At 69.2% G+C, this 20,981-nt stretch carries 24 protein-coding genes; 17 read left to right on the top strand and 7 right to left on the bottom strand.

The window, feature by feature from the left end; all coding sequences use genetic code 11:
- Positions 1 to 113: 113 nt before the first annotated feature.
- The 4 genes from ACNI3K_RS03630 (at position 114) to gdhA (ending at position 3,721) form a co-directional block, all read left to right on the top strand.
- Entirely contained in the window at positions 114 to 782 is a 669-nt protein-coding gene (locus ACNI3K_RS03630; RefSeq protein ID WP_419390489.1) for a class F sortase, read from the top strand.
- Complete coding sequence (locus ACNI3K_RS03635; RefSeq protein WP_419390490.1) at positions 779 to 1,372, top strand: RNA polymerase sigma factor; 594 nt, start codon at positions 779 to 781, stop codon at positions 1,370 to 1,372. The genes ACNI3K_RS03630 and ACNI3K_RS03635 overlap by 4 nt, the downstream gene beginning before the upstream one ends.
- Entirely contained in the window at positions 1,359 to 2,117 is a 759-nt protein-coding gene (locus ACNI3K_RS03640) for an anti-sigma factor (protein ID WP_419390491.1), read from the top strand. Before ACNI3K_RS03635 ends, ACNI3K_RS03640 begins: the two co-directional genes overlap by 14 nt.
- A 254-nt stretch (positions 2,118 to 2,371) precedes the next feature.
- On the top strand, positions 2,372 to 3,721 hold the full coding sequence (gdhA, locus tag ACNI3K_RS03645; protein ID WP_419390492.1) for an NADP-specific glutamate dehydrogenase: 1,350 nt from the start codon (positions 2,372 to 2,374) through the stop codon (positions 3,719 to 3,721).
- Positions 3,722 to 3,737: 16 nt separating this feature from the next.
- On the opposite strand, the gene ACNI3K_RS03650 is transcribed toward gdhA, so the two are convergent.
- Both ACNI3K_RS03650 and ACNI3K_RS03655 read right to left on the bottom strand, forming a co-directional pair.
- On the bottom strand, positions 3,738 to 4,403 hold the full coding sequence (locus ACNI3K_RS03650; RefSeq protein ID WP_419390493.1) for a potassium channel family protein: 666 nt from the start codon (positions 4,401 to 4,403) through the stop codon (positions 3,738 to 3,740).
- Entirely contained in the window at positions 4,396 to 5,769 is a 1,374-nt protein-coding gene (locus tag ACNI3K_RS03655) for a TrkH family potassium uptake protein (protein ID WP_419390494.1), read from the bottom strand. Before ACNI3K_RS03655 ends, ACNI3K_RS03650 begins: the two co-directional genes overlap by 8 nt.
- Positions 5,770 to 5,950: 181 nt before the next feature.
- Between ACNI3K_RS03655 and ACNI3K_RS03660 the strand changes: the two genes are divergently transcribed.
- Both ACNI3K_RS03660 and ACNI3K_RS03665 read left to right on the top strand, forming a co-directional pair.
- Positions 5,951 to 6,190 (top strand): helix-turn-helix domain-containing protein, encoded by a 240-nt coding sequence (locus tag ACNI3K_RS03660; protein ID WP_419390495.1) that lies wholly within the window; start codon positions 5,951 to 5,953, stop codon positions 6,188 to 6,190.
- Positions 6,191 to 6,257: 67 nt separating this feature from the next.
- Positions 6,258 to 6,356, top strand: coding sequence for a 30S ribosomal protein bS22 (locus ACNI3K_RS03665; RefSeq protein WP_005504750.1), 99 nt, complete (start codon positions 6,258 to 6,260; stop codon positions 6,354 to 6,356).
- A 174-nt stretch (positions 6,357 to 6,530) separates the two neighbouring features.
- Here ACNI3K_RS03665 and ACNI3K_RS03670 read toward each other — a convergent pair whose 3' ends face one another.
- Positions 6,531 to 7,409 (bottom strand): HAD family hydrolase, encoded by an 879-nt coding sequence (locus ACNI3K_RS03670; protein ID WP_419390496.1) that lies wholly within the window; start codon positions 7,407 to 7,409, stop codon positions 6,531 to 6,533.
- Between the two features lie 47 nt (positions 7,410 to 7,456).
- Between ACNI3K_RS03670 and ACNI3K_RS03675 the strand changes: the two genes are divergently transcribed.
- From ACNI3K_RS03675 to ACNI3K_RS03705, 7 genes are read left to right on the top strand one after another with little or no spacing between them, the layout of a single operon-like run.
- Complete coding sequence (locus tag ACNI3K_RS03675) at positions 7,457 to 7,693, top strand: glutaredoxin family protein (RefSeq protein ID WP_419390497.1); 237 nt, start codon at positions 7,457 to 7,459, stop codon at positions 7,691 to 7,693.
- A 21-nt stretch (positions 7,694 to 7,714) separates the two neighbouring features.
- Positions 7,715 to 8,335 carry a histidine phosphatase family protein gene (locus ACNI3K_RS03680; protein WP_419390498.1) on the top strand — a complete coding sequence of 207 codons (621 nt, stop codon included), beginning with the start codon at positions 7,715 to 7,717 and terminating at the stop codon, positions 8,333 to 8,335.
- On the top strand, positions 8,332 to 8,892 hold the full coding sequence (locus ACNI3K_RS03685) for a TlpA family protein disulfide reductase (RefSeq protein WP_419390499.1): 561 nt from the start codon (positions 8,332 to 8,334) through the stop codon (positions 8,890 to 8,892). The genes ACNI3K_RS03680 and ACNI3K_RS03685 overlap by 4 nt, the downstream gene beginning before the upstream one ends.
- A 10-nt stretch (positions 8,893 to 8,902) precedes the next feature.
- Positions 8,903 to 9,676, top strand: a complete 774-nt coding sequence (locus tag ACNI3K_RS03690) for a cytochrome c biogenesis CcdA family protein (RefSeq protein ID WP_419390500.1) — start codon at positions 8,903 to 8,905, stop codon at positions 9,674 to 9,676.
- On the top strand, positions 9,676 to 11,340 hold the full coding sequence (gene resB, locus ACNI3K_RS03695; protein WP_419390501.1) for a cytochrome c biogenesis protein ResB: 1,665 nt from the start codon (positions 9,676 to 9,678) through the stop codon (positions 11,338 to 11,340). Before ACNI3K_RS03690 ends, resB begins: the two co-directional genes overlap by 1 nt.
- Positions 11,337 to 12,338, top strand: coding sequence for a c-type cytochrome biogenesis protein CcsB (gene ccsB / locus ACNI3K_RS03700; protein ID WP_419390502.1), 1,002 nt, complete (start codon positions 11,337 to 11,339; stop codon positions 12,336 to 12,338). The genes resB and ccsB overlap by 4 nt, the downstream gene beginning before the upstream one ends.
- Positions 12,339 to 12,343: 5 nt before the next feature.
- Positions 12,344 to 13,492 (top strand): glycosyltransferase family 4 protein, encoded by a 1,149-nt coding sequence (locus ACNI3K_RS03705; RefSeq protein WP_419390503.1) that lies wholly within the window; start codon positions 12,344 to 12,346, stop codon positions 13,490 to 13,492.
- Here ACNI3K_RS03705 and ACNI3K_RS03710 read toward each other — a convergent pair.
- A complete protein-coding gene (locus tag ACNI3K_RS03710) occupies positions 13,456 to 13,764 on the bottom strand; it encodes a PLD nuclease N-terminal domain-containing protein (RefSeq protein ID WP_419390504.1) in 309 nt (102 codons plus the stop codon). The genes ACNI3K_RS03705 and ACNI3K_RS03710 overlap by 37 nt on opposite strands.
- 32 nt (positions 13,765 to 13,796) lie before the next feature.
- Here ACNI3K_RS03710 and ACNI3K_RS03715 point away from each other — a divergent pair, with 32 nt between their 5' ends.
- Positions 13,797 to 14,102, top strand: a complete 306-nt coding sequence (locus ACNI3K_RS03715; RefSeq protein WP_419390505.1) for a DUF4229 domain-containing protein — start codon at positions 13,797 to 13,799, stop codon at positions 14,100 to 14,102.
- Here ACNI3K_RS03715 and ACNI3K_RS03720 read toward each other — a convergent pair.
- A complete protein-coding gene (locus ACNI3K_RS03720) occupies positions 14,099 to 14,992 on the bottom strand; it encodes a 1,4-dihydroxy-2-naphthoate polyprenyltransferase (protein ID WP_419390506.1) in 894 nt (297 codons plus the stop codon). The two genes, ACNI3K_RS03715 and ACNI3K_RS03720, sit on opposite strands and share 4 nt — an antisense overlap.
- On the bottom strand, positions 14,989 to 16,035 hold the full coding sequence (locus ACNI3K_RS03725) for an AMP-binding enzyme (RefSeq protein ID WP_419390507.1): 1,047 nt from the start codon (positions 16,033 to 16,035) through the stop codon (positions 14,989 to 14,991). Before ACNI3K_RS03725 ends, ACNI3K_RS03720 begins: the two co-directional genes overlap by 4 nt.
- Before the next feature lie 34 nt (positions 16,036 to 16,069).
- Between ACNI3K_RS03725 and ACNI3K_RS03730 the strand changes: the two genes are divergently transcribed.
- Positions 16,070 to 17,161, top strand: coding sequence for a DUF3048 domain-containing protein (locus ACNI3K_RS03730; protein ID WP_419390508.1), 1,092 nt, complete (start codon positions 16,070 to 16,072; stop codon positions 17,159 to 17,161).
- A gap of 136 nt (positions 17,162 to 17,297) precedes the next feature.
- Here the strand turns inward: ACNI3K_RS03730 and ACNI3K_RS03735 are convergent, their stop codons facing one another.
- Positions 17,298 to 18,230: a 1,4-dihydroxy-2-naphthoyl-CoA synthase gene (locus ACNI3K_RS03735; RefSeq protein ID WP_419390509.1), complete on the bottom strand. Its 933-nt coding sequence runs from the start codon at positions 18,228 to 18,230 to the stop codon at positions 17,298 to 17,300.
- 198 nt (positions 18,231 to 18,428) lie between these two features.
- On the opposite strand from ACNI3K_RS03735, the gene ACNI3K_RS03740 reads away from it, so the two are divergent.
- Both ACNI3K_RS03740 and menD read left to right on the top strand, forming a co-directional pair.
- Positions 18,429 to 19,316, top strand: a complete 888-nt coding sequence (locus tag ACNI3K_RS03740) for an o-succinylbenzoate synthase (RefSeq protein WP_419390510.1) — start codon at positions 18,429 to 18,431, stop codon at positions 19,314 to 19,316.
- Positions 19,313 to 20,980, top strand: coding sequence for a 2-succinyl-5-enolpyruvyl-6-hydroxy-3-cyclohexene-1-carboxylic-acid synthase (gene menD / locus ACNI3K_RS03745; RefSeq protein ID WP_419390511.1), 1,668 nt, complete (start codon positions 19,313 to 19,315; stop codon positions 20,978 to 20,980). Before ACNI3K_RS03740 ends, menD begins: the two co-directional genes overlap by 4 nt.
- The last annotated feature ends 1 nt before the right edge of the window (position 20,981 follow it).

Genomic DNA, 20,981 nt, shown 5'->3' on the forward strand with positions numbered 1-20,981 from the left:
TCACGCGGGGGCACGTCCAAGCCGGGCGTGCCCCCGCTTCCCGCGTGAATGAACGCCCCACCATCGCACCGCGTAACCCTGCCGCCGGTGCCCGAGCCTGAGAGGATTTCCCCATGCGAACGCTCGCTGCAGTGCTCATGAGCGTCCTGCTGGCCGGGTGCGCGGTGGCGGACGACGCTCCCGCGACAGCGCCGTCGGGAGACGGTGCCGTCGTCAGCCCGTCCCCTTCGGGTGAGACCGTGGGCGAAGTCAGGGCGCCCGTCTTCCTTGGCGAGGTGGAGATCTCGGACACGTCGCCCGAGTCTCTTGCGGAACTTCGCGTCCCGCCGCCAGAGCGACTCGTGGTGGACTCTCTCGGCATCGACATGGCGGTGACCGACGTGGGCCTGGAGGAGGACGGTGCCATGGAGATTCCCACCTCCGCCGCGACGGCCGGCTGGTACCGCTACGGGCCTACTCCGGGGGGCGACCGCGGCAACGCGGTGCTGGCAGCGCACGTCGATGACGCGGTGATCGGGTTAGGCCCATTCTCGAGGCTCCTGGATGTCGATGAAGGGGCGCGGATCGTGGTCGCCAACGCCGTCGGCGACGAGACGGCCTACGAGGTCAGGCAGGTCGAGAAGACGGACAAGCGCGAAGTGGACATGGGCCTGGTCTTCGATCGCGCCGGACCGGCCCAGCTGGTGCTCGTGACGTGTGGTGGACGCTTCGACTGGGATACGGGACACTACGAGGACAACGTCGTGGTCTACGCGACGCCCGTCGAAGAGTCGGTGCGGTGAGCGCCGTCGTGAGAGACAAGGAGCCCGTCCGGATGGCAGTGGTTCCCTCGCCTCGGCACGACACTGGCGATCGGGCACGCGCATTTGCCGCCGGCGAGGACGGCGCTCTCGAGGATCTCTATCGTGACGTATCGCCGTTGGTCTACACGATGGCGATGCGATCCCTGAGCTCCGCCGCAGACGCGGAGGACGTGACGCAGCAGACCTTCGTCTCGGCGTGGCGAGGACGGGACGGCTTCGACCCGGTGCGGGGAGACCTGCGGGGGTGGGTCGTGGGCATCGCGAAGAGGCGGATCGCTGATGCGCTCGAGGCTCGCTCGCGTGAGCATCGGCGCCTCGAGGCGGTGAAGGACTCGACGCCGGCGGACGCGGCCACGCCAGACGATGCCGATGCCGTGCTGCTGGCGTACGAGGTCGATGCGCTGGGCGACCCGCGCGCGACGATCGTGTCGCTCGCCTTCTTCGAGGGCGAGACTCATGAGCAGATCGCCAGGCGGCTGGACATGCCGCTCGGCACAGTGAAGAGCCATATCAGACGTGGATTGATCGAACTACGAGACCGATGGGAGGTGTCCGATGTCGCATCTTGATGACGACGCGCTCGCTGAGCTGGCGCTCGGCGGCGGCCGCGAGTCGGATGCCGAGCACGCGGCGGGCTGTGCCGACTGTCGGGACGAGCTGGAGTCGCTGCGCGCAATGCTCGCCCGCGTCCAGGCCGCCGGACCCGGCACCGGGCTGCTCACGCCTCCCGATCGCGTGTGGGACTCCGTGGTCGCGGAGCTCGATTCGGACGGCGAGTCCAGCGTTGACGTCCTCGGAGCGTCCACGACGGCCGATGCGCCCCCGCGTGAGGCCCCTCAGAGCGGTTCCGATGAGCTTGCGTCACGCAGGGAGCGTGGCGGCTCTCGGTGGACGCTCGCGGCCGCCGCTGCCGCTGGAATCGTGGTGGGAGGCGTCGGAGTGGGCGTGGCACTGGGAATCGGTGCGGGCGGCGGCGACGCATCGGTCGTGGCGCAGGCACCGCTCACCGATCTCTCGTCCGAGGCCCCTGCAGGAGCTGCCGTGCTCGAGACGCGTGCTGACGGCACACAGGTGCTCGTGGTCGACACGGATGCCCGCGATCTCGAGGGCGCCTACCTTGAGGTGTGGCTGATCGACGAGGCCATCGACGGCATGGTGAGCCTCGGACACCTGACGGACGGCAGCGGCGAGTTCGTTCTTCCTGAGGGTTTCGACGTCGGGGAGTTCCCCATCGTGGACATCTCTGTCGAGCCGCTCGACGGTGTGCCGACGCACAGCGGGGACTCGGTCACTCGGGGCGTGCTCGACGCCTGAGTTCGTGGAGTTGGGCACGACCGCCGGTCCGGCAGCGGGTACGCTCTCGTCCCAATACCTATCTCGCGCTGAGACGGGTGGATCAGGGATCGTGGCGCAGGAACGCACGTGAGTGACGAGCTGATCCTCGCGAGGGCGCGAGGTGATCGAGCCATTGTCATCGCCGGAGCGTTTCCGGTCGGTTGACCCGCTCGCCCCGGGAAGACGCCCGGACCTGATCCGGAGCCCGGGGCCAATCCAGAAGGGAAGGGCCCATGGCGCTTCTGCATGAACGACTGGTTCCGGTGCTCCACGAGATCGAGCGCCGCAACCCAGGGGAGCACGAGTTCCACCAGGCGGCCCGCGAGGTTCTCGAGAGCCTCGGGCCGGTGGTCACCAAGCACCCCGAGTACGCGGACTCGGAGGTCATTCGCCGCCTGTGTGAGCCGGAGCGGCAGATCATCTTCCGGGTCCCGTGGGTCGACGACACCGGCAAGGTGCAACTGAACCGCGGCTTCCGCGTCGAGTTCAACTCGGCGCTCGGCCCCTACAAAGGCGGGCTGCGGTTCCACCCCAGCGTCAACCTGGGCATCGTCAAGTTCCTCGGCTTCGAGCAGATCTTCAAGAACTCCCTCAGCGGCATGCCGATCGGGGGCGGCAAGGGCGGCTCGGACTTCGATCCCAAGGGCAGGTCCGATGGCGAGGTCATGCGGTTCTGCCAGTCCTTCATGACGGAGCTCTACCGTCACATCGGTGAGTACACGGACGTCCCCGCCGGCGACATCGGGGTGGGCGCCAGGGAGATTGGCTACCTGTTCGGCCAGTACAAACGCATCACCAATCGCTATGAGTCGGGCGTGCTGACGGGCAAGGGCCTGACGTGGGGTGGATCTCAGGTGCGCACCGAGGCCACCGGCTACGGCACCGTGTTCTTCGTGCAGGAGATGCTCCACGCCAGAGGCGAGTCGCTCGACGGTAGGCGCGTGGTGGTCTCGGGATCGGGCAACGTTGCGATCTACGCCGCGGAGAAGGTCCGCGAGCTGGGCGGCATCGTGATCGCGGTCTCGGACTCGGCCGGGTACGTCGTGGAGCAGTCGGGAATCGACCTGGAGCTGCTCAAGGACATCAAGCTGAACCGGCGCGAACGGATTGAGACGTACGTGCAAGAGCGTGGCAACGGCGCGACGTTCGTCAGCGACGGGTCGATCTGGGACGTCCCGTGCGACGTGGCGCTGCCGTGCGCGACGCAGAACGAGCTGCAGGGTGCCCACGCCGAGACGCTGATTCGCAATGGCTGCGCCGTGGTGGCGGAGGGAGCGAACATGCCCTCGACTCCCGAGGCGGTGCGGTCCTTCCAGGAGGCGGGCCTGCTGTTCGCGCCGGGCAAGGCGGCGAACGCAGGCGGCGTGGCAACCAGCGCCCTCGAGATGCAGCAGAACGCCTCCCGGGACTCGTGGAACTTCGCGTACACGGAGGAGCGCCTGCACGTGATCATGCGCGACATCCACGAGCGGTGCCTGACGACAGCGGACGAGTTCGGTACCCCCGGTAACTACGTCGCTGGCGCGAACATCGGCGGCTTCACGCGAGTTGCGGGAGCGATGCTCGCGTTCGGGGTGGTGTAGCGGCTCCGACGCAGCGTCAGGGCCGCTGGGCGAACCTCTCGACGAGGTCGCCGTCCCCGCCGACCACGAGCAGGTCCTCGGCGTGGATGACGGTGGCGCGCGAGCCGTACTCGAACTCGCCGCCGGGGGACATGACGCCGATCACCTGGACGCCGTACTTGTCCCGCAGCTTCAGCTCGGCGAGTGAGAAGTTGTGGGTCTCGAGCGGGGGCTTCATCTTGACGATCGTGAAGCCCTCGTCGATCTCGATGTAGTCGAGCATGCGGCCGCCTACGGAGTGCGCCACCCTGGCCCCCGCATCGGACTCCGGGAACACGATGTGGTGGGCGCCGATGCGCCGCAGGATCCGCGCGTGCTCGGTCGAGATGGCCTTGGCCCAGATCTCCGGCATGCCGATGTCGACCAGGTTCCCGGTAATGAGCACGGACGCCTCGAGCGAGGTGCCGACCCCGACGACGGCCGCGGAGAACTCCTCAGCGCCCATCTGCTCGAGCGCGCGGGGGTCGGTCGCATCCGCCTGAACCACAGGCAGGCGCTTGGACCAGCGTTCGACGAGGTCCGAGTCGCGCTCGACGGCCAGGACCTCGACGTCCATGGCGTCCAGGGTGTCCGCGAGCGCTGAGCCGAAGCGTCCGAGCCCGACGACGAGCACGCCCGATGCGGTGGTGTCCTTGCTAGCCAATGATCGGCCTTTCTCCCGGGTACCGGATGACCCGGCGCTGCTTGCTCAACGCTAGCGCGGCCGCGATGGTGAGCGAGCCGACACGGCCCACGTACATCAGCACGATGAGAGTGCCCTTGGCCTCGGGAGGCAGGCCCGCAGTGACGCCGGTGCTCAGGCCGCAGGTCGCGTACGCCGAGACCGTCTCGTAGAGAGCGCGGTCGAGAGTGATGTCGGTCTGCGCCATGAACACCGCCGTGCCGATCACGATGACGCTCACCCCGATCATCGTGATCGCGACCGCGCCGCGCAGCACCTCGGTGCCGATGCGCTTGCCGAAGGCCTCCATGTCCCGGCGGCCCCGAGCCTCCGCCACGATGGCAAGGAGCAGCACGGCAAGGGTGGTGACGCGGATCCCGCCAGCGGTGGAGCCGGACCCGCCGCCGATGAACATCAGCACGATCTCCAGCAGCCACGTGGTCTCGCGCGCCTGGCCCACGTCGAAGGACGCGAAGCCTCCCGAACGCTGGTTGATCGACTGGAAGAAGATGTTGCCGATGGTCTCGTTGGTTGAGGCCGCCCCGAGGGTGTTGGGGTTGCTCCACTCGAAGATCGCGAGGAAGCCGGCGGAGACCAACATGAGTCCGCCGACTGTGATGAGCGTCAGCTTGGTGTGCAGCGACCACATGCGAGGCCGCCGCCAGCCACGCACCATGTTGAGGTACACGGGGTAGCCCAGACTGCCGATGAGGACGCCGAGGGCGATCGGCACCAGCATCCAGAAGTCGTCGGCGTACGGGTAGAGACCGGCAGGGTCGGGCGTGAAGCCCGCGTTGTTGAAGGCGGAGACGGCGTAGAAGGACGAGTAGCCGATCGAGCGACCGACCCCGTAGTCGAGGGTGAGGAACCGGGGCAGCAGGATCAGCGCGATGACGATTTCGATCGAGAACGACACCACAACGACGGTGCGCAGCAGCGATCGAAGATCGCCGAGGCCGGTGGCGCGAGCCTCGCCGGCTGCGAGCAGGCGTTGGGTGAGGCCCAGGCGCTTGGAGACGGCCAGCCCCACGAGCGAGGCGAGCGTCATGATGCCCAGCCCGCCCACCTTGATGCCGATGGCGATGATCGCCAGTCCCCAGGCTGACCAGTACGACCCGGTGTCCACGGTCACGAGTCCGGTGACGCAGACCGCGGAGGTCGCGGTGAAGAGCGCGTCGATGAAAGGGGCGCGTTCTCCCGATGCCGTGGCCCCGGGGAGCGACAGCAGCCCGGTGAACAGCAGGATGACCGAGGCGAAGGCGCCGAGAGCCAGTCTCGCGGGGGACCGCACGGCGACGTGACCGACCCACTCGCCGACGACCGAGCGGGCGTCGCGCATCTTCTCCATGCGACTCCTTCGCGGCTTGCTACCAGGGGGCTTGCGAACGGTACGACGGCCAGCGCGCTCCGCCGTCATTATCATCATCGGCACGAATCACACACTTCACAACAGTCACTTCTGCCCCTACAGTAGAGGGAACATCCCGCCGATAGACCTGCCGGATGTCGGATGAGGGAGACTGGACTGCATGGCTGACAATGGCGCCTCGCGCACAACGTTCCTCACGGTTGCTGAGGTCGCCGAGATGTTGCGCGTCTCCCGTATGACTGTCTACCGGTGGGTTCACGCCGGTGACATGCCCGCCGTGAGGTTCGGACGGTCCTTTCGCGTGCCCGCCACAGCGGTCGAGGCATTCATGGAAGAGGCCACCCTGCAGGGCGGTTTCGAGGCGCAGGATGACGACCATCGCTCGGGCACGGTAGGCTGAGTTCTCGTCTGTCGCGTCCAGCGCGCACTGGACGCCCAAGTATGTCCGACTATCTGAGGTAGGTTCCGTGGGATCCGTCATCAAGAAGCGGCGCAAGCGCATGTCTAAGAAGAAGCACCGCAAGCTGCTTCGGAAGACGCGCCACCAGCGCCGCAACAAGAAGTAGTTCCGCCGCCGGGTGAGACCCGGCCAAGGTCACGTCGCCCGTGCCGCCGTTGAGGTGGCGCGGGCTTCGTTGTGTCCAAGCGCACGCGGTGCGCGCCAGCAGTCGGTCAGGGTCGAGAAAGGCCCTGGATCAGCGTTGGGTGCCTGCCAGCGCGCAGACGCTTCGGCGCGAGCGCTACAGCGACCGAGCGTCGCCCGCGTGGGAAGTCTCGACCGCATCGGCCGGCTTGCCGCGCCCTGGAACACCGCGTCCTGCGACGCCGCGCACCGCGCCCCGCACGCCTCGCACCACGGCGAGGCCGGCCCACACCGTGCCGGTCAGCGATGCCTTCACGACGCCGCGCCGGCCGTTCTTGCGGCGCTTGCGGAACTCCTCGATGGGCCATCCGCGCTCGACCGCGAGGTGCCGAAGCTTGGTGTCGGGGTTGATCGCACAGGGATTGCCGACGGCCTCGAGCATGGGGCCGTCGTTGACCGAGTCGCCGTAGGCGAACGAGCGGTCCAGGTCGAGGACCTCGTCCTCGGCGAGCCGGCGCACTGCGGCGGCCTTCTTCTCCTTGTGCAGGAAGTCGCCCACCAGGCGACCCGTGTAGTGCCCGTCCTTCTGCTCCGCGACCGTGCCAAGCGCGCCGGTCGCACCGAGCCGGCGGGCGATGACGCGGCCAATCTCGACGGGGGAAGCCGTCACGAGCCACACCTGGTGGCCCTGCGCGCGATGCTCGTCGATGATTGCCTTGGTGCCGGGGAAGATGCGGAGCTCGAGGACCTCGTCGTACACCTCCTCGCCCACCTGAGCCATCTCTGCGGCGGACCAGCCCTTGATGACGCCGAGCGCCTCGTCGCGAAGCTCGTCGAGCTGCTCGCGGGACTCCCCGAAGAGCGTGTACTTGGTCTGCTCCCACCCGAAGTGCGCGATGTCGCGCCAGCGGAAGTACCCGCGCTGTTGGAGGCCGCGGGCGATGTGGTAGGCGGATGCGCCGCGGACGATGGTGTTGTCCACGTCGAAGAACGCCGCGACGGTAGCGGCGCCGTCGTGCCCTGGGGAAGGAGTCACCCCACCAGCCTACCCACGGCACGTTGCGCGCTCGTATCCTGTGGTTCATGGCCGTCCGCGTCTCCCTCATCACCCGCAAGGGCTGTCACCTCTGCCCGGATGCCCGTGCGGTGGTGAGCGACGTCTGCGCAGAGGCGGGGGTGGCGTGGCGTGAAGTCGACGTCGAGGCCGATGACCGGCTTCTCGAGCGCTTCGCCGACGAGGTGCCAGTGGTGATCGTCGACGGCCAGGTGGCGGGATTCTGGCGAATCGACCCCGAGCGCGTGCGTTCCGCGCTCGCATGACGCTGGGCGACAATAGGTACCATGCCCGTCGTCCACCTGCTCCGCCACGGCCACGTCCATAACCCGGACAAGGTCCTGTACGGGCGCCTGCCGGAGTTCCGGCTGTCCGCGGCGGGCGAGGCGATGGCGCAGGCGGTGGCGGACGATCTGGTCGCGATCGGCAACCCCGTGGGACGCGTGGTCGCGTCACCGCTGCTGCGCGCCCAGCAGACGGCCGGACCGCTAGCGGAGGCATTCGGGGTAGACATCGTCACCGATGCTCGCGTCATCGAGGCGCTGAACGCGTACGAGGGCAAGCCGCTGCAGTCGGGGGCCGCCGACTTCATGCACCCTCGCAACTGGTGGCTGCTGCGCAACCCCTGGGCCCCCTCGTGGGGCGAGCCCTATGTCGAGCAGCGGGACCGCATGTGGGCCGCGATCCGCGACGCCGCGGAGGCGAACCCGAATTCCGACACCGTGATGGTCAGCCACCAGCTGCCCATCTGGGTGGCGCGCCTGGCCTTCGAGAAGCGCAGCTACCTGCACGACCCCCGGACGCGCGAGTGCCGCCTGGCGTCCCTCACGAGCTTCACTTTTCGTGACGGCGAGCCGATCGCCATGTCCTACCGCGAGCCGGCGGCGCACATCGAGGTCCCCGCATGAGACGGGGCGCACGCCTGGTCGTGTTCGCCGCAGTCGTGATCGCGCTGGTGCTGTGGGTCGCGGGGTGCGCCCCTGGTGACGCCGCCGATTCCCCCGGCTACGTCAGCGGCGACGGCACGGTGACCGAGTGGGCGCCCGAGGATCGCGGCGAGCCGGTCGACCTGTCGGGCACCTCCTTCGAGGGAGAGCCCGTCGATGTCGCCGACCACCGCGGCGAGGTGGTGCTGCTCAACACCTGGTACGCCTCGTGCCCGCCGTGCCGCGCGGAGGCCCCGGACCTGGTCGACATCGACTCGCAGGACGGGGTGCAACTCATCGGCATCAACAGCCGGGACGATGCGGCCACCGCGCTGGCCTTCGACCGCACCTTCGGCGTGGAGTACCCGAGCATCGACGATTCCGACGGCCGGGCGATCGCCCAACTGCAGGGGCTCGTGGCCATCAACGCTGTTCCCACCACGCTGGTGCTCGACCACGACGGTCGGGTCGCGGCCCGCGTCGTCGGTTCGGTCGAGCCGTCCACGCTGCGCGCGCTCGTCGACTCGGCGGGGGAGTGATCCCGTCTCCATGCTGACGTCCCTGGCCGCAGGCATCGGCTCCGACTTCTCCTCGCAGGTGCTCACCGGCTCCCTGCTCGCGGCCATCCCGATCGCAATGCTCGCCGGTCTGGTGAGCTTCGCGTCCCCGTGCGTGGTGCCGCTCGTGCCCGGCTATGTGGGCTATCTCTCCGGGATGGCGGGGGCCGATGCGGGGGCCAAGGGCCGCAGGCCGCGCCTGGTCCTCGGGGTGCTGCTGTTTATCCTGGGATTCTCCGCAGTGTTCGTGACGCTCGCCGTGGTCGTGTCCGCCGCAGGTGCCCAGTTCGCCGCGCAGCAGGACATCGTCACACGCGTGCTCGGGGTGTTCGTGATCCTCATGGGGCTCGCGTTCATGGGGGCCGTGCCGTTCCTGCAGAACGAGCGCCGGCTGCACATCAGCCCCAAGGCCGGTCTCGCGGGTGCGCCGCTGCTCGGCATCGTGTTCGGGCTGGGCTGGACCCCGTGCATGGGACCCACCCTGGGCGCCGTCATCACCTTGGGGCTCAACGAGGGCACCGTGGGGCGCGGCGCGCTGCTCGCGGTGTTCTACAGCCTGGGGATCGGCCTGCCGTTCCTCGCCCTCGCGCTGTGGTTCGAACGCTCCGGCGCGGTGCTCGGCTGGCTGCGACGCCACCGCCGCGGCCTGCAGTTGGCCGGCGGCGCGATGCTGGTGATCCTCGGCGTCCTGCTCGTGACGGGACTATGGGGGCGCCTGACGGGTCTCCTGCAGAGCTGGATCGACGGGTTCTGGGTGGCGATCTGATGGCGCGCCTGCGGATCGACAACTACGCGTACGCGGAGACTCCCCGGCTGGGCCCGCGCGGATGGCTGCGGTGGATGTGGCGCCAGGTCACCTCGATGAGGGTCGCGCTGATCCTGCTGCTGACCCTCGCGCTCGCCGCGATCCCCGGCTCGGTGCTGCCGCAGTGGCCCCAGGACGCCGGCAACACCCGCGCCTTCCTCGACGAGTATCCGTTCTGGGGACCCGTGCTCGACCGGCTGGGATTCCTGGATGTCTTCGGTTCCGCGTGGTTCACGGCCATCTACCTGCTGCTGTTCGCGTCCCTCATCGGGTGCATCATCCCGCGCTGCCTCGTGTACTGGCGGGACCTGCGGGAACCGGTGCCTGCAGCGCCGTCCCGCCTGGACCGGTTCGAGCCGGTCACCGCTACGGCGAACCAGGACGCGCGCTCGGTGATCTGGACGACGGAACAGGCACTGAGCCCCTCGGCCTTCGGAGAGCTGCCCGGCGGGCGTATCGCGCTCCGCCGCCCACGCTGGTGGCGCTGGCTCGCGGACTACCGCATCCGCGTCGACGAGCGGCCCCGCCGCGACACGCAAGCTGACACCGAGCTCGCGCTGTCCGCCCACAAGGGGCACGTGCGTGAACTGGGCAATCTGATCTTCCACGTGTCACTCGTGGGGATCCTGCTCGCTGTCGCCGCGGGATCAGTGCTCACGTATCGCGGGCAGGCGCTCATCGTGGAGGGCGACACGTTCTCGAACGCCGTGGTCGCCTACGACTCTTACGAGTCGGGCGCGTTGTTCTCGGAAGAGCAGCTGAGCCCGTGGACGCTCAGGCTGGACCGCTTCGATGCCGTGTTCGGCCTTGACGGGAATCCGGACGAGTTCACCGCGTACACGACGCTCACGGAACCCGGGCAGGAGCCGCGGTCGGTCGAGGCGCAGGTCAACAGGCCCATCCAGGTCGACGGCGCGAAGATCTACCTGCAGGGCAACGGTTATGCGCCGGTGTTCACGGTGACGGACTCCGAGGGCAACGTCGCCTTCGAAGGCGCGGTGCCGTTCCTTCCTCAAGACGCCGTGTACACGTCGACCGGGGTGCTGAAGGTGCCCGACGTGACCGACGGCGATCAGTTGGGCTTCTCCGGCACCCTGCTGCCCACCGCGATGACCGAGGGCGCCGCGGCGACGTCGCTCCACCCGTCGCCCACCAACCCGGTGATCTATCTGGAGGCCTTCGCGGGCGACCTCGGTCTCGACAACGGCGTGCCTCAGAACGTCTACGAGTTGGACGAGTCCCAGCTCAGCCCGGTGAGGGGCGACGACGGCGAGCCATTGGTGCTCGTCATGGAGCCCGGAGACACCGTCGAGCTGCCCGACGGCCTGGGGTCCGTCACGTGGGAGTCGCTGCCGCGGTTCGCGGCCTTCGACCTGCGCCGCGACCCATCGCTGCCGTGGCTGCTGGCCGCCTCTGTCGGTGCGCTCGTCGGTCTCTCGCTGAGCCTGTTCGGCACTCGCCGCCGGCTGTGGCTGGTAGCCCCCGTGGGCCAGCAAGGCGACGCGGATACTACAGTGGTGACGGCTGCCGCTTGGGCTCCCGCACATGACATGGGAGTGCGCGAGGACCTCGACAGGGTGCTCGCTCAGGTCACCGGGAAGCTGATGCGCAGGGAGGACTCATGAACGCTCAGGAGCTCAGTTGGATCGCCCTGTGGGGTGCGGCTGCGCTGTACGCGATCGCCATGGTCGCCTCGTCGATCCACCTCTCTCGCGTCGCGGACGCCAAGGCGTCCGCGAAGGGCAAGGTCGCCGCCGCCGTCGGTGCGCCGCACGCAGGCGACGCTGCCGCATCGCCCCCGACCGCATCGGCCGGACGGCAGCCCGCCGTCGCCTCCAAGGCGACAGGCATCGCGCGTTCGACCACGCTCGTGGGGGCGCTGCTGAACGGCATCGGCGTAGTCACGCGCGGAATCGAGGCGGGGCACGCGCCGTGGTCGACCATGTACGAGTACACGATCACCGGCACGTTCGTCGCCGTGGTCGTCTTCCTGATCGTCCAGAGCCGCCGCGACGTCTCCTACCTTGCGCCCGGCGTGACGGGCTTCGCGACCATCGCGCTCGGGATCGGCCTCACCACGCTGTATCAGGCGTCCACCGGCCTGCAGCCGGCGCTGCAGAGCTTCTGGCTCGTGATCCACGTGTCCATCGCAATCATCGCGACCGGGGTGTTCATCGTGGCCGCCGTCGCGACGGTGCTGCAGCTGATGCGGGACTATCGCGACGAGGGTCCGGTTGCCTCTGGAGGGCCCATCCGCCGCTGGCGCAACGCGAACGCCCGGCTGCTCGGACGCTGGAAGTGGCTCGAGGCCGTGCCTTCGCCGCCGACGCTCGAGGCGTTGTCCTTCCGGCTGCACGCCGTCGGCTTCGTGCTGTGGACGTTCACCGTCATGGCCGGCGCGGTGTGGGCCGAGCACGCCTGGGGCCGGTACTGGGGCTGGGACCCCAAGGAGGTCTGGTCCTTCATCATCTGGGTCGTCTACGCCGCCTACCTGCACGCGCGCACCACCCAGGGCTGGGCGGGACGCCGCAGCGCCGTGATCGCGCTCATTGGCTTTGTGACCCTGATCATGAACTTCACCGTCGTGAACCTGTACTTCCAGGGCATGCACACGTACGCCTGAGCCGCATGAAGATCGCGATGGTGCTGGACGACAGCATCGACCGCCCTGACGGGGTGCAGCAGTACGTCCTCACGCTCGGCGCGTACCTGGAGCGGCAGGGCCACGAGGTGCACTACGTGTGCTCCGACGCCACTCGCGAGGACATCACCGTCCACTCGCTGGCGCGCAACGTGGGCGTGACGTTCAACGGCAATGGCCTCCGCATCCCGCTGCCGACCTCGCGTGCGGCGCTTCGCGACTTCCTCGAGGCGCAGCGCTACGACGTCATCCACGTCCAGATCCCGCACTCGCCGCTGTTCGCGGCGCGCGTGGTGGACGAGGCCCGGCGCGTGCAGGCCCGGACGGTCCGGATCGTCGGCACCTTCCACATCCTGCCCTCGGGACGAGTCAGCGCAGCCGCGACTCGAGCGCTAGGGGTGTGGCTCCGGCGCAACCTGCGACGCTTCGACGAGTTCTGCGCGGTGTCGGAGCCGGCCGCACAGTTCGCACGGGCCTCGTTCGGCATCGACGCCACCGTGATTCCGTGCGCGATCGACACCGCCCTTTTCGCCGATGCGCCCCGCTCCCCGCGAGCGGACGACCGGCTGGTCGTGGCTTTCCTTGGGCGCCTGGTCGAGCGCAAGGGCGTGCTCGAGTTGGTCGCGGCTGTGGCCGCGCTCCCGGCGCCGATGCGCGCAGGACTCGACGTGCGCATCGGCGGCAAGGGGCCGCTGCGAGAAAAGGTCGTGGAGGCCGTCGCTGCCGCAGATCTCGGCGACATGGTCACGCTGACCGGCTTCGTCTCGGAGGAGGACAAGCCCGGCTTCTACGCAGACGCCGACATCGCCGTGTTTCCTGCGACCGGAGGCGAGAGCTTTGGGATCGTGCTCATCGAGGCTATGGCCTCGGGATCCGGCGTGGTGATCGGCGGCGACAACCTCGGCTACCTGTCGGTGCTGGGGGAGCGGTCCGAGGTCAGCGTGAATCCGCGGGACACGTCCGCCTTTGCGCGCTCGCTCGCGAGACTCATCGACGATTCCGCGTTGCGCGCCGAGCTGCACCGCGAGCAGGCAGAGCGGGTGCGGCGCTTCGATGTCGCCGTCGTGGGCAAGCAGATTCTGTCGCTGTACGGCGAGCGTCAGGGAGACAGCGGCCCGTCGCCCTCGCCGCGCTGACGACGACGCCGCGCCTGGCTGCGCAGCCAGCTCAGGTACTCGGGGTCATCGTCGGGGGCGCGAGGCTCCCGACGCTGCGGGCGGCCGCCCGAGCCGGTGGCCCATTTCAGGTACAGCCACACGGCCGCGCCAAGCAGGGGCACAAGCACGATGATCAGCACCCAGACCCACTTGCGCAGGCCGTAGGGCTTGTTCTCCGGGTGCTGCACCACCTCGGTGACGCAGTAGACCGCCGGTGCGATGTAGAGGAGGAGCAGCAGCAGGCGGAGCATCTGTCCATTCTACGCGCCGGTAGGTTGGTCACATGAAGGTGTTCGCGTATTGGGCGGCCCGCACCGGGATCTTTCTCGCGGTGCTCGCGGTGCTGTGGCTCATCGGGTGGTTTGACGTCATCGCAGTGATCGCGGCGTTCATCCTCGCGTGGTTGATCTCGTACCTCGTCCTGCCTGGTATGCGGCGCGCGGCACAGGAGCAGATGGCAAGCATCATCGACCGCTCGCAGCGGAGCATCCGCGAGGCGGACGACGAGGAGGACGCGGAGATCGGCCGCACAGGTGGTGCGGACGACGTGGGCAGGTCGGAAGGCGCGGACGGCGAGGAGCCCCGCTAGAGGGCGATGCCGATTGCGAGCGCGAGCCCGTAGACGAGGCCCACAGCGGACAGCCCCGCGAAGATGAGCTTCAGGCCGCCAGACGGCAGCTGCACCTGCTCCCGGACCGCGCCGTCGATGCGCATGGCGATCGCGAAGTACAGGCTCGGCAGCGCGACCACCGTCGCGAGCAGCGCCCACGGATGGACGAAGGCGACCACCACCGCGGTGAATACCGGCAGCATGACCGTGGCGGCGAACAGCTGTCGCGCGCGATGGGAGCCCAGCTTCACGGCGAGGGTGCGCTTGCCGGACAGCGCATCGGTGTCGAGATCACGAATGTTGTTGACCATCAGCAGCGCGACGGCGTAGAGCCCCACGCCGATCGAGGCCGCGACCGCCCACCACCGCACCTCGCCGGCCTGGGTGAGCATCGTCCCCAGCACCGCCACGGGTCCGAAGAACACGAAGACGCTCAGCTCGCCCCACCCCGAGTAGCCGTACGGGCGGTCGGAGCCGGTGTAATGCCACGCCGCCCAGATCGCGAACGCACCCACGATGAGCAGCCAGTACATCCCCGACTCGACCACGAGCGCGAGGCCCAGCAGCCCCGCGATGCCGAAGGAGACCAAGGCCGCGGACTTGACGGCGCTCGGGGTCGCGCGGCCGGAGGCGACCAGTCGGTCCGGCCCCACCCGGTCCACGTCCGTGCCGCGGACGCCATCGGAGTAGTCGTTGGCGTAGTTCGATCCGACCTGCAGCGCGAGTGCCGTGCCGAGAGCGAGGAGGGCTGGCAGGAGCCCGAACCCGCCGATTGCCGCGGCGCTGGCTGAGCCCACCACGACGGGAGAGATCGCGGTCCACAGGGTGCGCGGTCGCGCGCCTGCGATCCAGTCGGAACCGGTGGTCATGATGCCTCCTCGGCAGCGGTGCGCGCGGCGATCGCGCGTGCGGCGTACCGGTCGATCTTGCCAGCAGCGGTACGGGGAATGGAATCCACCTCGAGGACGGTTGTGGGCAGTTCCGCGCGCTCAAGCCTCAGGGTCGAACGCAAGCCGTCCAGTGTGACGGAGGCCCCCGGTGCGACCGCGACGAGCGCCACCACCCGCTCGCCCCACTGAAGGTCGGGCACCCCGACCACCACCGCATCGGCGATGGCGCCGTGCGCCAGCAGAGCCCGCTCGACTGGCACCGGGTGGACATTCACCCCGCCCGTCAGGATCACGTCGTCCGCCCGGCCCAACACTGCGAGCCGGCCGTCGACCAGCTCGCCGACATCGCCGGTGCGGAGCCAGCGCTCGCCATCTCGCTCGACGAAGGCGGAGTCGTCTCCGTCCGCGAAACCGTCGGCGAGCATCGGCCCCGCAATCATGATCCGTCCGTCGTCGTCGATCCGTACGGACACTCCCTCCAGGGGCGCGCCGTCGTACACGCAGCCGCCGGACGTCTCCGTCATGCCGTACGTCTCGACGGCGTTCCGCGGCAGCGTCATCCCCGGAGGTGCGCCTCCCACCAGGACGGCGTCGAAGCCGGCGAGCGCCTCGGCGCCTGCGGGATCGGCGAGCAGGCGGCGCACCTGTGTGGGCACGAGGGACACATAGCGGCGTCCCGCTGGCATGGTGCCAGCGGCATGGGCGAATCCCGCGGCCGTGAACGGTCCGCCGCCCGCGTGAATCAGCCCCGCATGAATCAGCTCGGTGCCGCCGATGCGTGCGCGAACCGCCACCATCGCGCCGGCGATGCGGTCGGCGGGCAGCGCCAGCAGCCAGTGGCCGGGCCCCCCGAGGCGCGCGAGAGTCGCGGTCGCCGACGCGTGAAGCGCCGCCGTGCTGAGTAGCGCCTCGCGAGGATTCCCGGTCGAGCCCGAGGTTCTCACGGCGATTCCGCGCGCGCGTCCGGACAGGGCGGAGTCGACCGCTGCGAGTCCTTCGTCGACGAGCCGGGCGTAGTGCATGGATCCAGCGTAGGGCGCGCCTAGACTGGCGCGCATGAGAGCCCAGCGTGCCGTGTCCGTGATCGCCTTGGCCATGGCGGGTGCGATGTTGCTCGCGGCGTGCTCCTCGGCCGAGGTGGTCGAGCCTCCGGCCACCACACAGACAGCCTCGCCCACCCCGTCACGGTCCGCGGCGCCCAGCCCGCCGCCGGACCCGCGTCCCGAGGTGGTGTGGCCGCTCACGGGAGTCGACGCCACCGAGGCCGACCCCGCCGCTCTGGACCGGCCCGCGCTCGCGATCAAGATCGAGAACTCCACCAACGCGCGGCCGCAGTCCAACCTCGACGCGGCCGACATCGTCTTCGAGGAGCAGGTCGAGTACGGCATCTCCCGCCTCGTCGCGGTCTTCCACTCCGACACCCCGGAGACGGTGGGGCCGATCCGGTCGCTGCGGCCCATGGACAAGAACATCGCGGGTTCTTTCGAGGGCCCGCTGGTGTTCTCCGGAGCCCAACGGCGGTTCATCAACGATGCCGCTGCCACTGGCATGACGCTCATCGCGGAGGACGTGGGGGGCTACGGGTTCTTCCGCACCTCGAACAAGCCGGCACCGCACAACCTTCATGGCACGCTCGAAGACTTCTTTGCGCAGGCGTCCGACCTCCCCGCGCCTCCTCAGCAGTTCGAGTACGCCTATCCCAGTGAGGAGTCGACCGTGGTCACCGAGGGCACTGCGGTGTCCGAGATCGACCTCGACATCTCGCCACAGATGCAGCCCTCGTGGGACTGGGACACCGAGGACGGTGCGTGGATGCGTTCCGAGGGCGGCGCGCCGCACGTGACCTCCGATGGGGTTCAGCTGTCGGCGACGAACGTGATCGTGCTGTGGGTCGACATTCGAGAGACCGGCCGCGGACCCGGTGGGGGATCGGTACCCGAGACGATCATCGTGCGCGACGGCGGCACGGGCTACGCGGCGTCGGGCAACTCCTATATCCCCATCGAGTGGTCGAAGGCGGGACAGAGCGATCCGTATGTGCTCGCCACCGAGGACGGCGAAGAGGTGACGTTCCTGCCGGGCAAAACCTGGGTCGAACTGGTGCCCGAATCTGGCGGCGCCGGCCGCGGCTCGGTCGACTTCAGCTAGCGAACGTCAAACAGTGCCGGACAGCAAGCAGTCACGTCCGGAATCCGACAATGAGTGCCGGACAGGTGATTGCTGACCGTGTCCGGCACTGGTTGTCGCTTCTAAGGCCTCGCGGTGCCCTGTCCGGCACTGACTGTCAGAACGCGTACGGGAAACGGGTCCAGTCGGGTTCGCGCCGCTCGAGGAACGCGTCGCGTCCCTCCTGCGCCTCGTCTGTCATGTAGGCCATGCGCGTGGCCTCGCCGGCGAACACCTGCTGTCCCGCAAGGCCGTCGTCCGCGAGGTTGAAGGCGAACTTGAGCATGCGGATCGCTTGCGGCGACTTGGTGGCGATCGCCTTGGCGTACTCGAGCGCGGTCTCCTCGAGCTTCTCGTGGGGCACCGCCTCGTTGACCGCGCCCCACGCCTGCGCGTCCTCCGCCGAGTACTCACGCGCCAGGAAGAAGATCTCGCGCGCCCGCTTGTCGCCCACCTGGCGGGCGAGTAGCGCCGAACCGTAGCCCCCGTCAAACGAGCCCACGTCCGCATCGGTCTGCTTGAAGCGTGCGTGCTCGATCGACGCGATCGACAAGTCCGCGACGACGTGCAGCGAGTGCCCGCCACCGGCCGCCCAGCCGTTGACGGCCGCGATGATGACCTTGGGGCTGGTGCGCATCAGCCGCTGTACCTCGAGGATGTGCAGGCGCCCGCCGTGCGCGGGCGCATCGGCCGCCGTGCCCTCGTAGAGGTAACCGTCCTTGCCGCGAATTCGCTGGTCGCCGCCCGAGCAGAAGGCCCACACGCCGTCCTTGGGGGCGGGGCCGTTACCGGTGAGGATGACGGCCGCGACGTCCGCGCTCTGGCGCGCGTGGTCCAGCGCGTTGTACAGCTCGTCGACCGTCTGGGGGCGGAAGGCGTTACGCACCTCGGGGCGATTGAAGGCGATGCGAACCGCGGGAAGATCGCGCTCCTCGCCGCCCTCGCGGGTCACCCACCGGTGATACGTGATGTCGCCATCCGGGAAGCCGTCGATCGCGCGCCACTGCTCGGCATCGAACGTGTCAGAGACCTGCGCCGGGATGTCGCTCATGCGAGCCAGCGTAGTCGCGCGGCGCGGGCAGCCCGCCGCACCCGTCCCTGGACGCTTCCGAACATCTCTCGCCGGACACGCGGGTCGGCGAAGGCCTCGCGGCGGGCCCGCGAGCGGCCCGATGCCCAGATTGTGATGGTGTGTCCTAAATGCGGCCGATGCACGGGTCGACCAGGTGCGCGGGTTAGTCTGTGCGACATGGAGTTCCGGCCCTTCACCGTCGAGCTCCGCACTCGGTTCCGGGGCGTGTCGAGCCGCTCCGGGGTGCTGATCCGGGGCACCGACGCCCTCGGCACCTCGCACTGGGGCGAGTACTCCCCGTTCGCCGACTATTCGCCCGAGCGAGCAGGCCGCTGGTGGAATGCCGCGATGGAGGCCGCGCGCGGCGAATGGCCCGCCCCGGTGCGCGACTCGGTGGCCGTCAACAGCATCGTCCCCGAGGTTGGTCCAGACCGTGCCCGCGACTACGCGACCGCCGGCGGCGCTCGCACCGCCAAGGTCAAGGTGGGCGGGGGGACCCTGGCGGATGATGCTGCCAGGATCGAGGCGGTGGCCGATGCACTCGGCGCCGGCGGCGCGATCCGTATCGACGTCAACGGCGGTTGGGGGGTCGACGAGGCCGTGCGCGCGATCCGTGAACTCGACCGGGCCGCTCGCTCTGGTGGGGTGGATGGACTCGAGTACGTCGAACAGCCGTGCGAGAGCATCGACGACCTCGCGCGCCTGCGCCGCATGGTCGACGTGCCCATCGCGGCTGACGAGGCGATCCGCATCCCCGGCTCCGCGGATGCGGTACTTGCGGCCGATGCGGCGGACGTCTTCATCCTCAAGGCATCCCCTTTGGGAGGGGTCCGGCGCGCGCTTGAGGTCGCCGACCAGGTCGCGCCGCGGCCCGTGGTCATCGCGAGCTCGATGGAGTCCTCGGTGGGACTCGCGGCCGGGATCGCTCTCGCCTGCGCGCTTCCCGAGGAGCCGCTCGCGTGCGGACTCGGCACGGGAATGCTGCTGGCTACCGACACTGTTGTGGCTACGCTCGTGCCCGAGGCCGGGCGCATCGGCTTCAGACCAATGGAGGTCACTGCGTGAATGACAACCCGTCCGCCCCCTTTGCGCGCGAGCTCATCGCATCGCTGTATGACCTGGGCGTCAGGGACTTCGTCCTGTGTCCCGGTTCGCGTTCCGGACCCTTGGCGCATGCGCTCGCGGAGGCCGGGGGCGGTAACCCGCCGCTCGGTGCACCGCGCGTCAACTTGCACGTGCGCGCCGACGAGCGCTCGGCCGCCTTCCTCGCGCTAGGCATCGCGCGCGGTCGCGCGGTCACCGACGTCCCCCGTCCGGTGGCGATGATCACGACCTCGGGCACGGCTGTGGGAAACCTGCTGCCGGCCGTGATGGAGGCACATCACAGCGGTGTCCCGCTGCTGCTGATCACGGCGGACAGGCCGGGGGAGATGCGGGGGGTCGGTGCCAACCAGACCACGGATCAAGGCGGCATCTTCGCCACTTTCGCTCGATGGAGCGCGGAGGTGCCGGTGCCTACCTGCGATGAGGGTCCGGGACGAGCCGCGAGCCTCGCGGCACAAGCTGTGGCAATCGCTATGGGTGACCCGACACGTGACGACATGACCGGCACACCCGGCCCCGTCCACCTCAACATCGAGTTCCGCGAGCCGCTCGAGGCAGACGGTGGTGTGTGGCAGACGCCGCCGCGAATCGACACCACGCCGTCGTACGGCACGCGCGTGCTCACCGCTGCAGACTTGCCCGCGCCGTTGCCCGCCGTCGAGCGCGGTGTGGTGGTCGCGGGCGACTGCGCCGGAGAGGTCGCCCGCGAGGTGGCGGAGGCACACGGATGGCCGCTGCTCGCCGAGCCCACGTCGGGCGCGCGAGCCGGTGACGCGTGCATCGGCTTTTACGTGAGCGTGCTGGAGGGCGAGGCCGGCCGCAGACTGGCCGAACAGGTGCACCAGGTGGTGGTGATCGGCAGGCCCACGCTGTCGCGGCCCATCCAGCAGCTCATCGCGCGCGCGCCCTCCCTCATCGTCGCCGCACACGGCGCACGTTGGCGAGAGGCCCCGCGCCACGCGGACCAGGTGGTGCGCACCGTTCCGTCGTCGTGGCTGACTCGCAGCGACGGCAAGCTCGAGTTGGGGGACTCCGCGTGGCTCGCGAGCTGGCGCGAGGCGGCATCCGAGTTCGAGGATTCCTCGCGGACCTGGGGAGGGGATGCCGTTGCGCACGCCTTCATGGCTCCCCTCGGCAAGGGCGACATCGCGGTGGTCGGCTCGTCCGGTCCCATCCGCGCGGTCGACAGGGTGGGCCCGGTGTGCGAACCCGGAGAGGTCCCCACTCTGATCGCGAACCGTGGGCTGTCGGGGATCGACGGCACCGTCTCCACCGCGGTCGGCGTGGCGCTTGCAGCGGGCCAGCCCACGCACGCGCTCATGGGCGACGTGACGTTCCTGCACGACGTGGGAGGTCTGCTGATCGGGCCGCTCGAGCAGCGCCCCCGCCTGCGCATCGTCGTCACGAATGACGGTGGCGGAACGATCTTTGGCGAACTGGAGCACGCCTCGGCCCCCCGCGAGCACGTCGAACGGGTCTTCACGACACCGCACGGTGCGAACATCGGTGCGCTGTGTGCGGGCTACGGGGTCCCGCACACCGCGGTCCGCAGCGCCGATGCGCTTGCTCGGGCGCTCGCGAAGCCTCCAGTCACGCTCGAGGTGGTGGAGGCGCTCGTTCTTTGAG

It is taken from the genome of Demequina ureilytica (genome assembly GCF_048553575.1).
Lineage (GTDB): Bacteria > Actinomycetota > Actinomycetes > Actinomycetales > Demequinaceae > Demequina.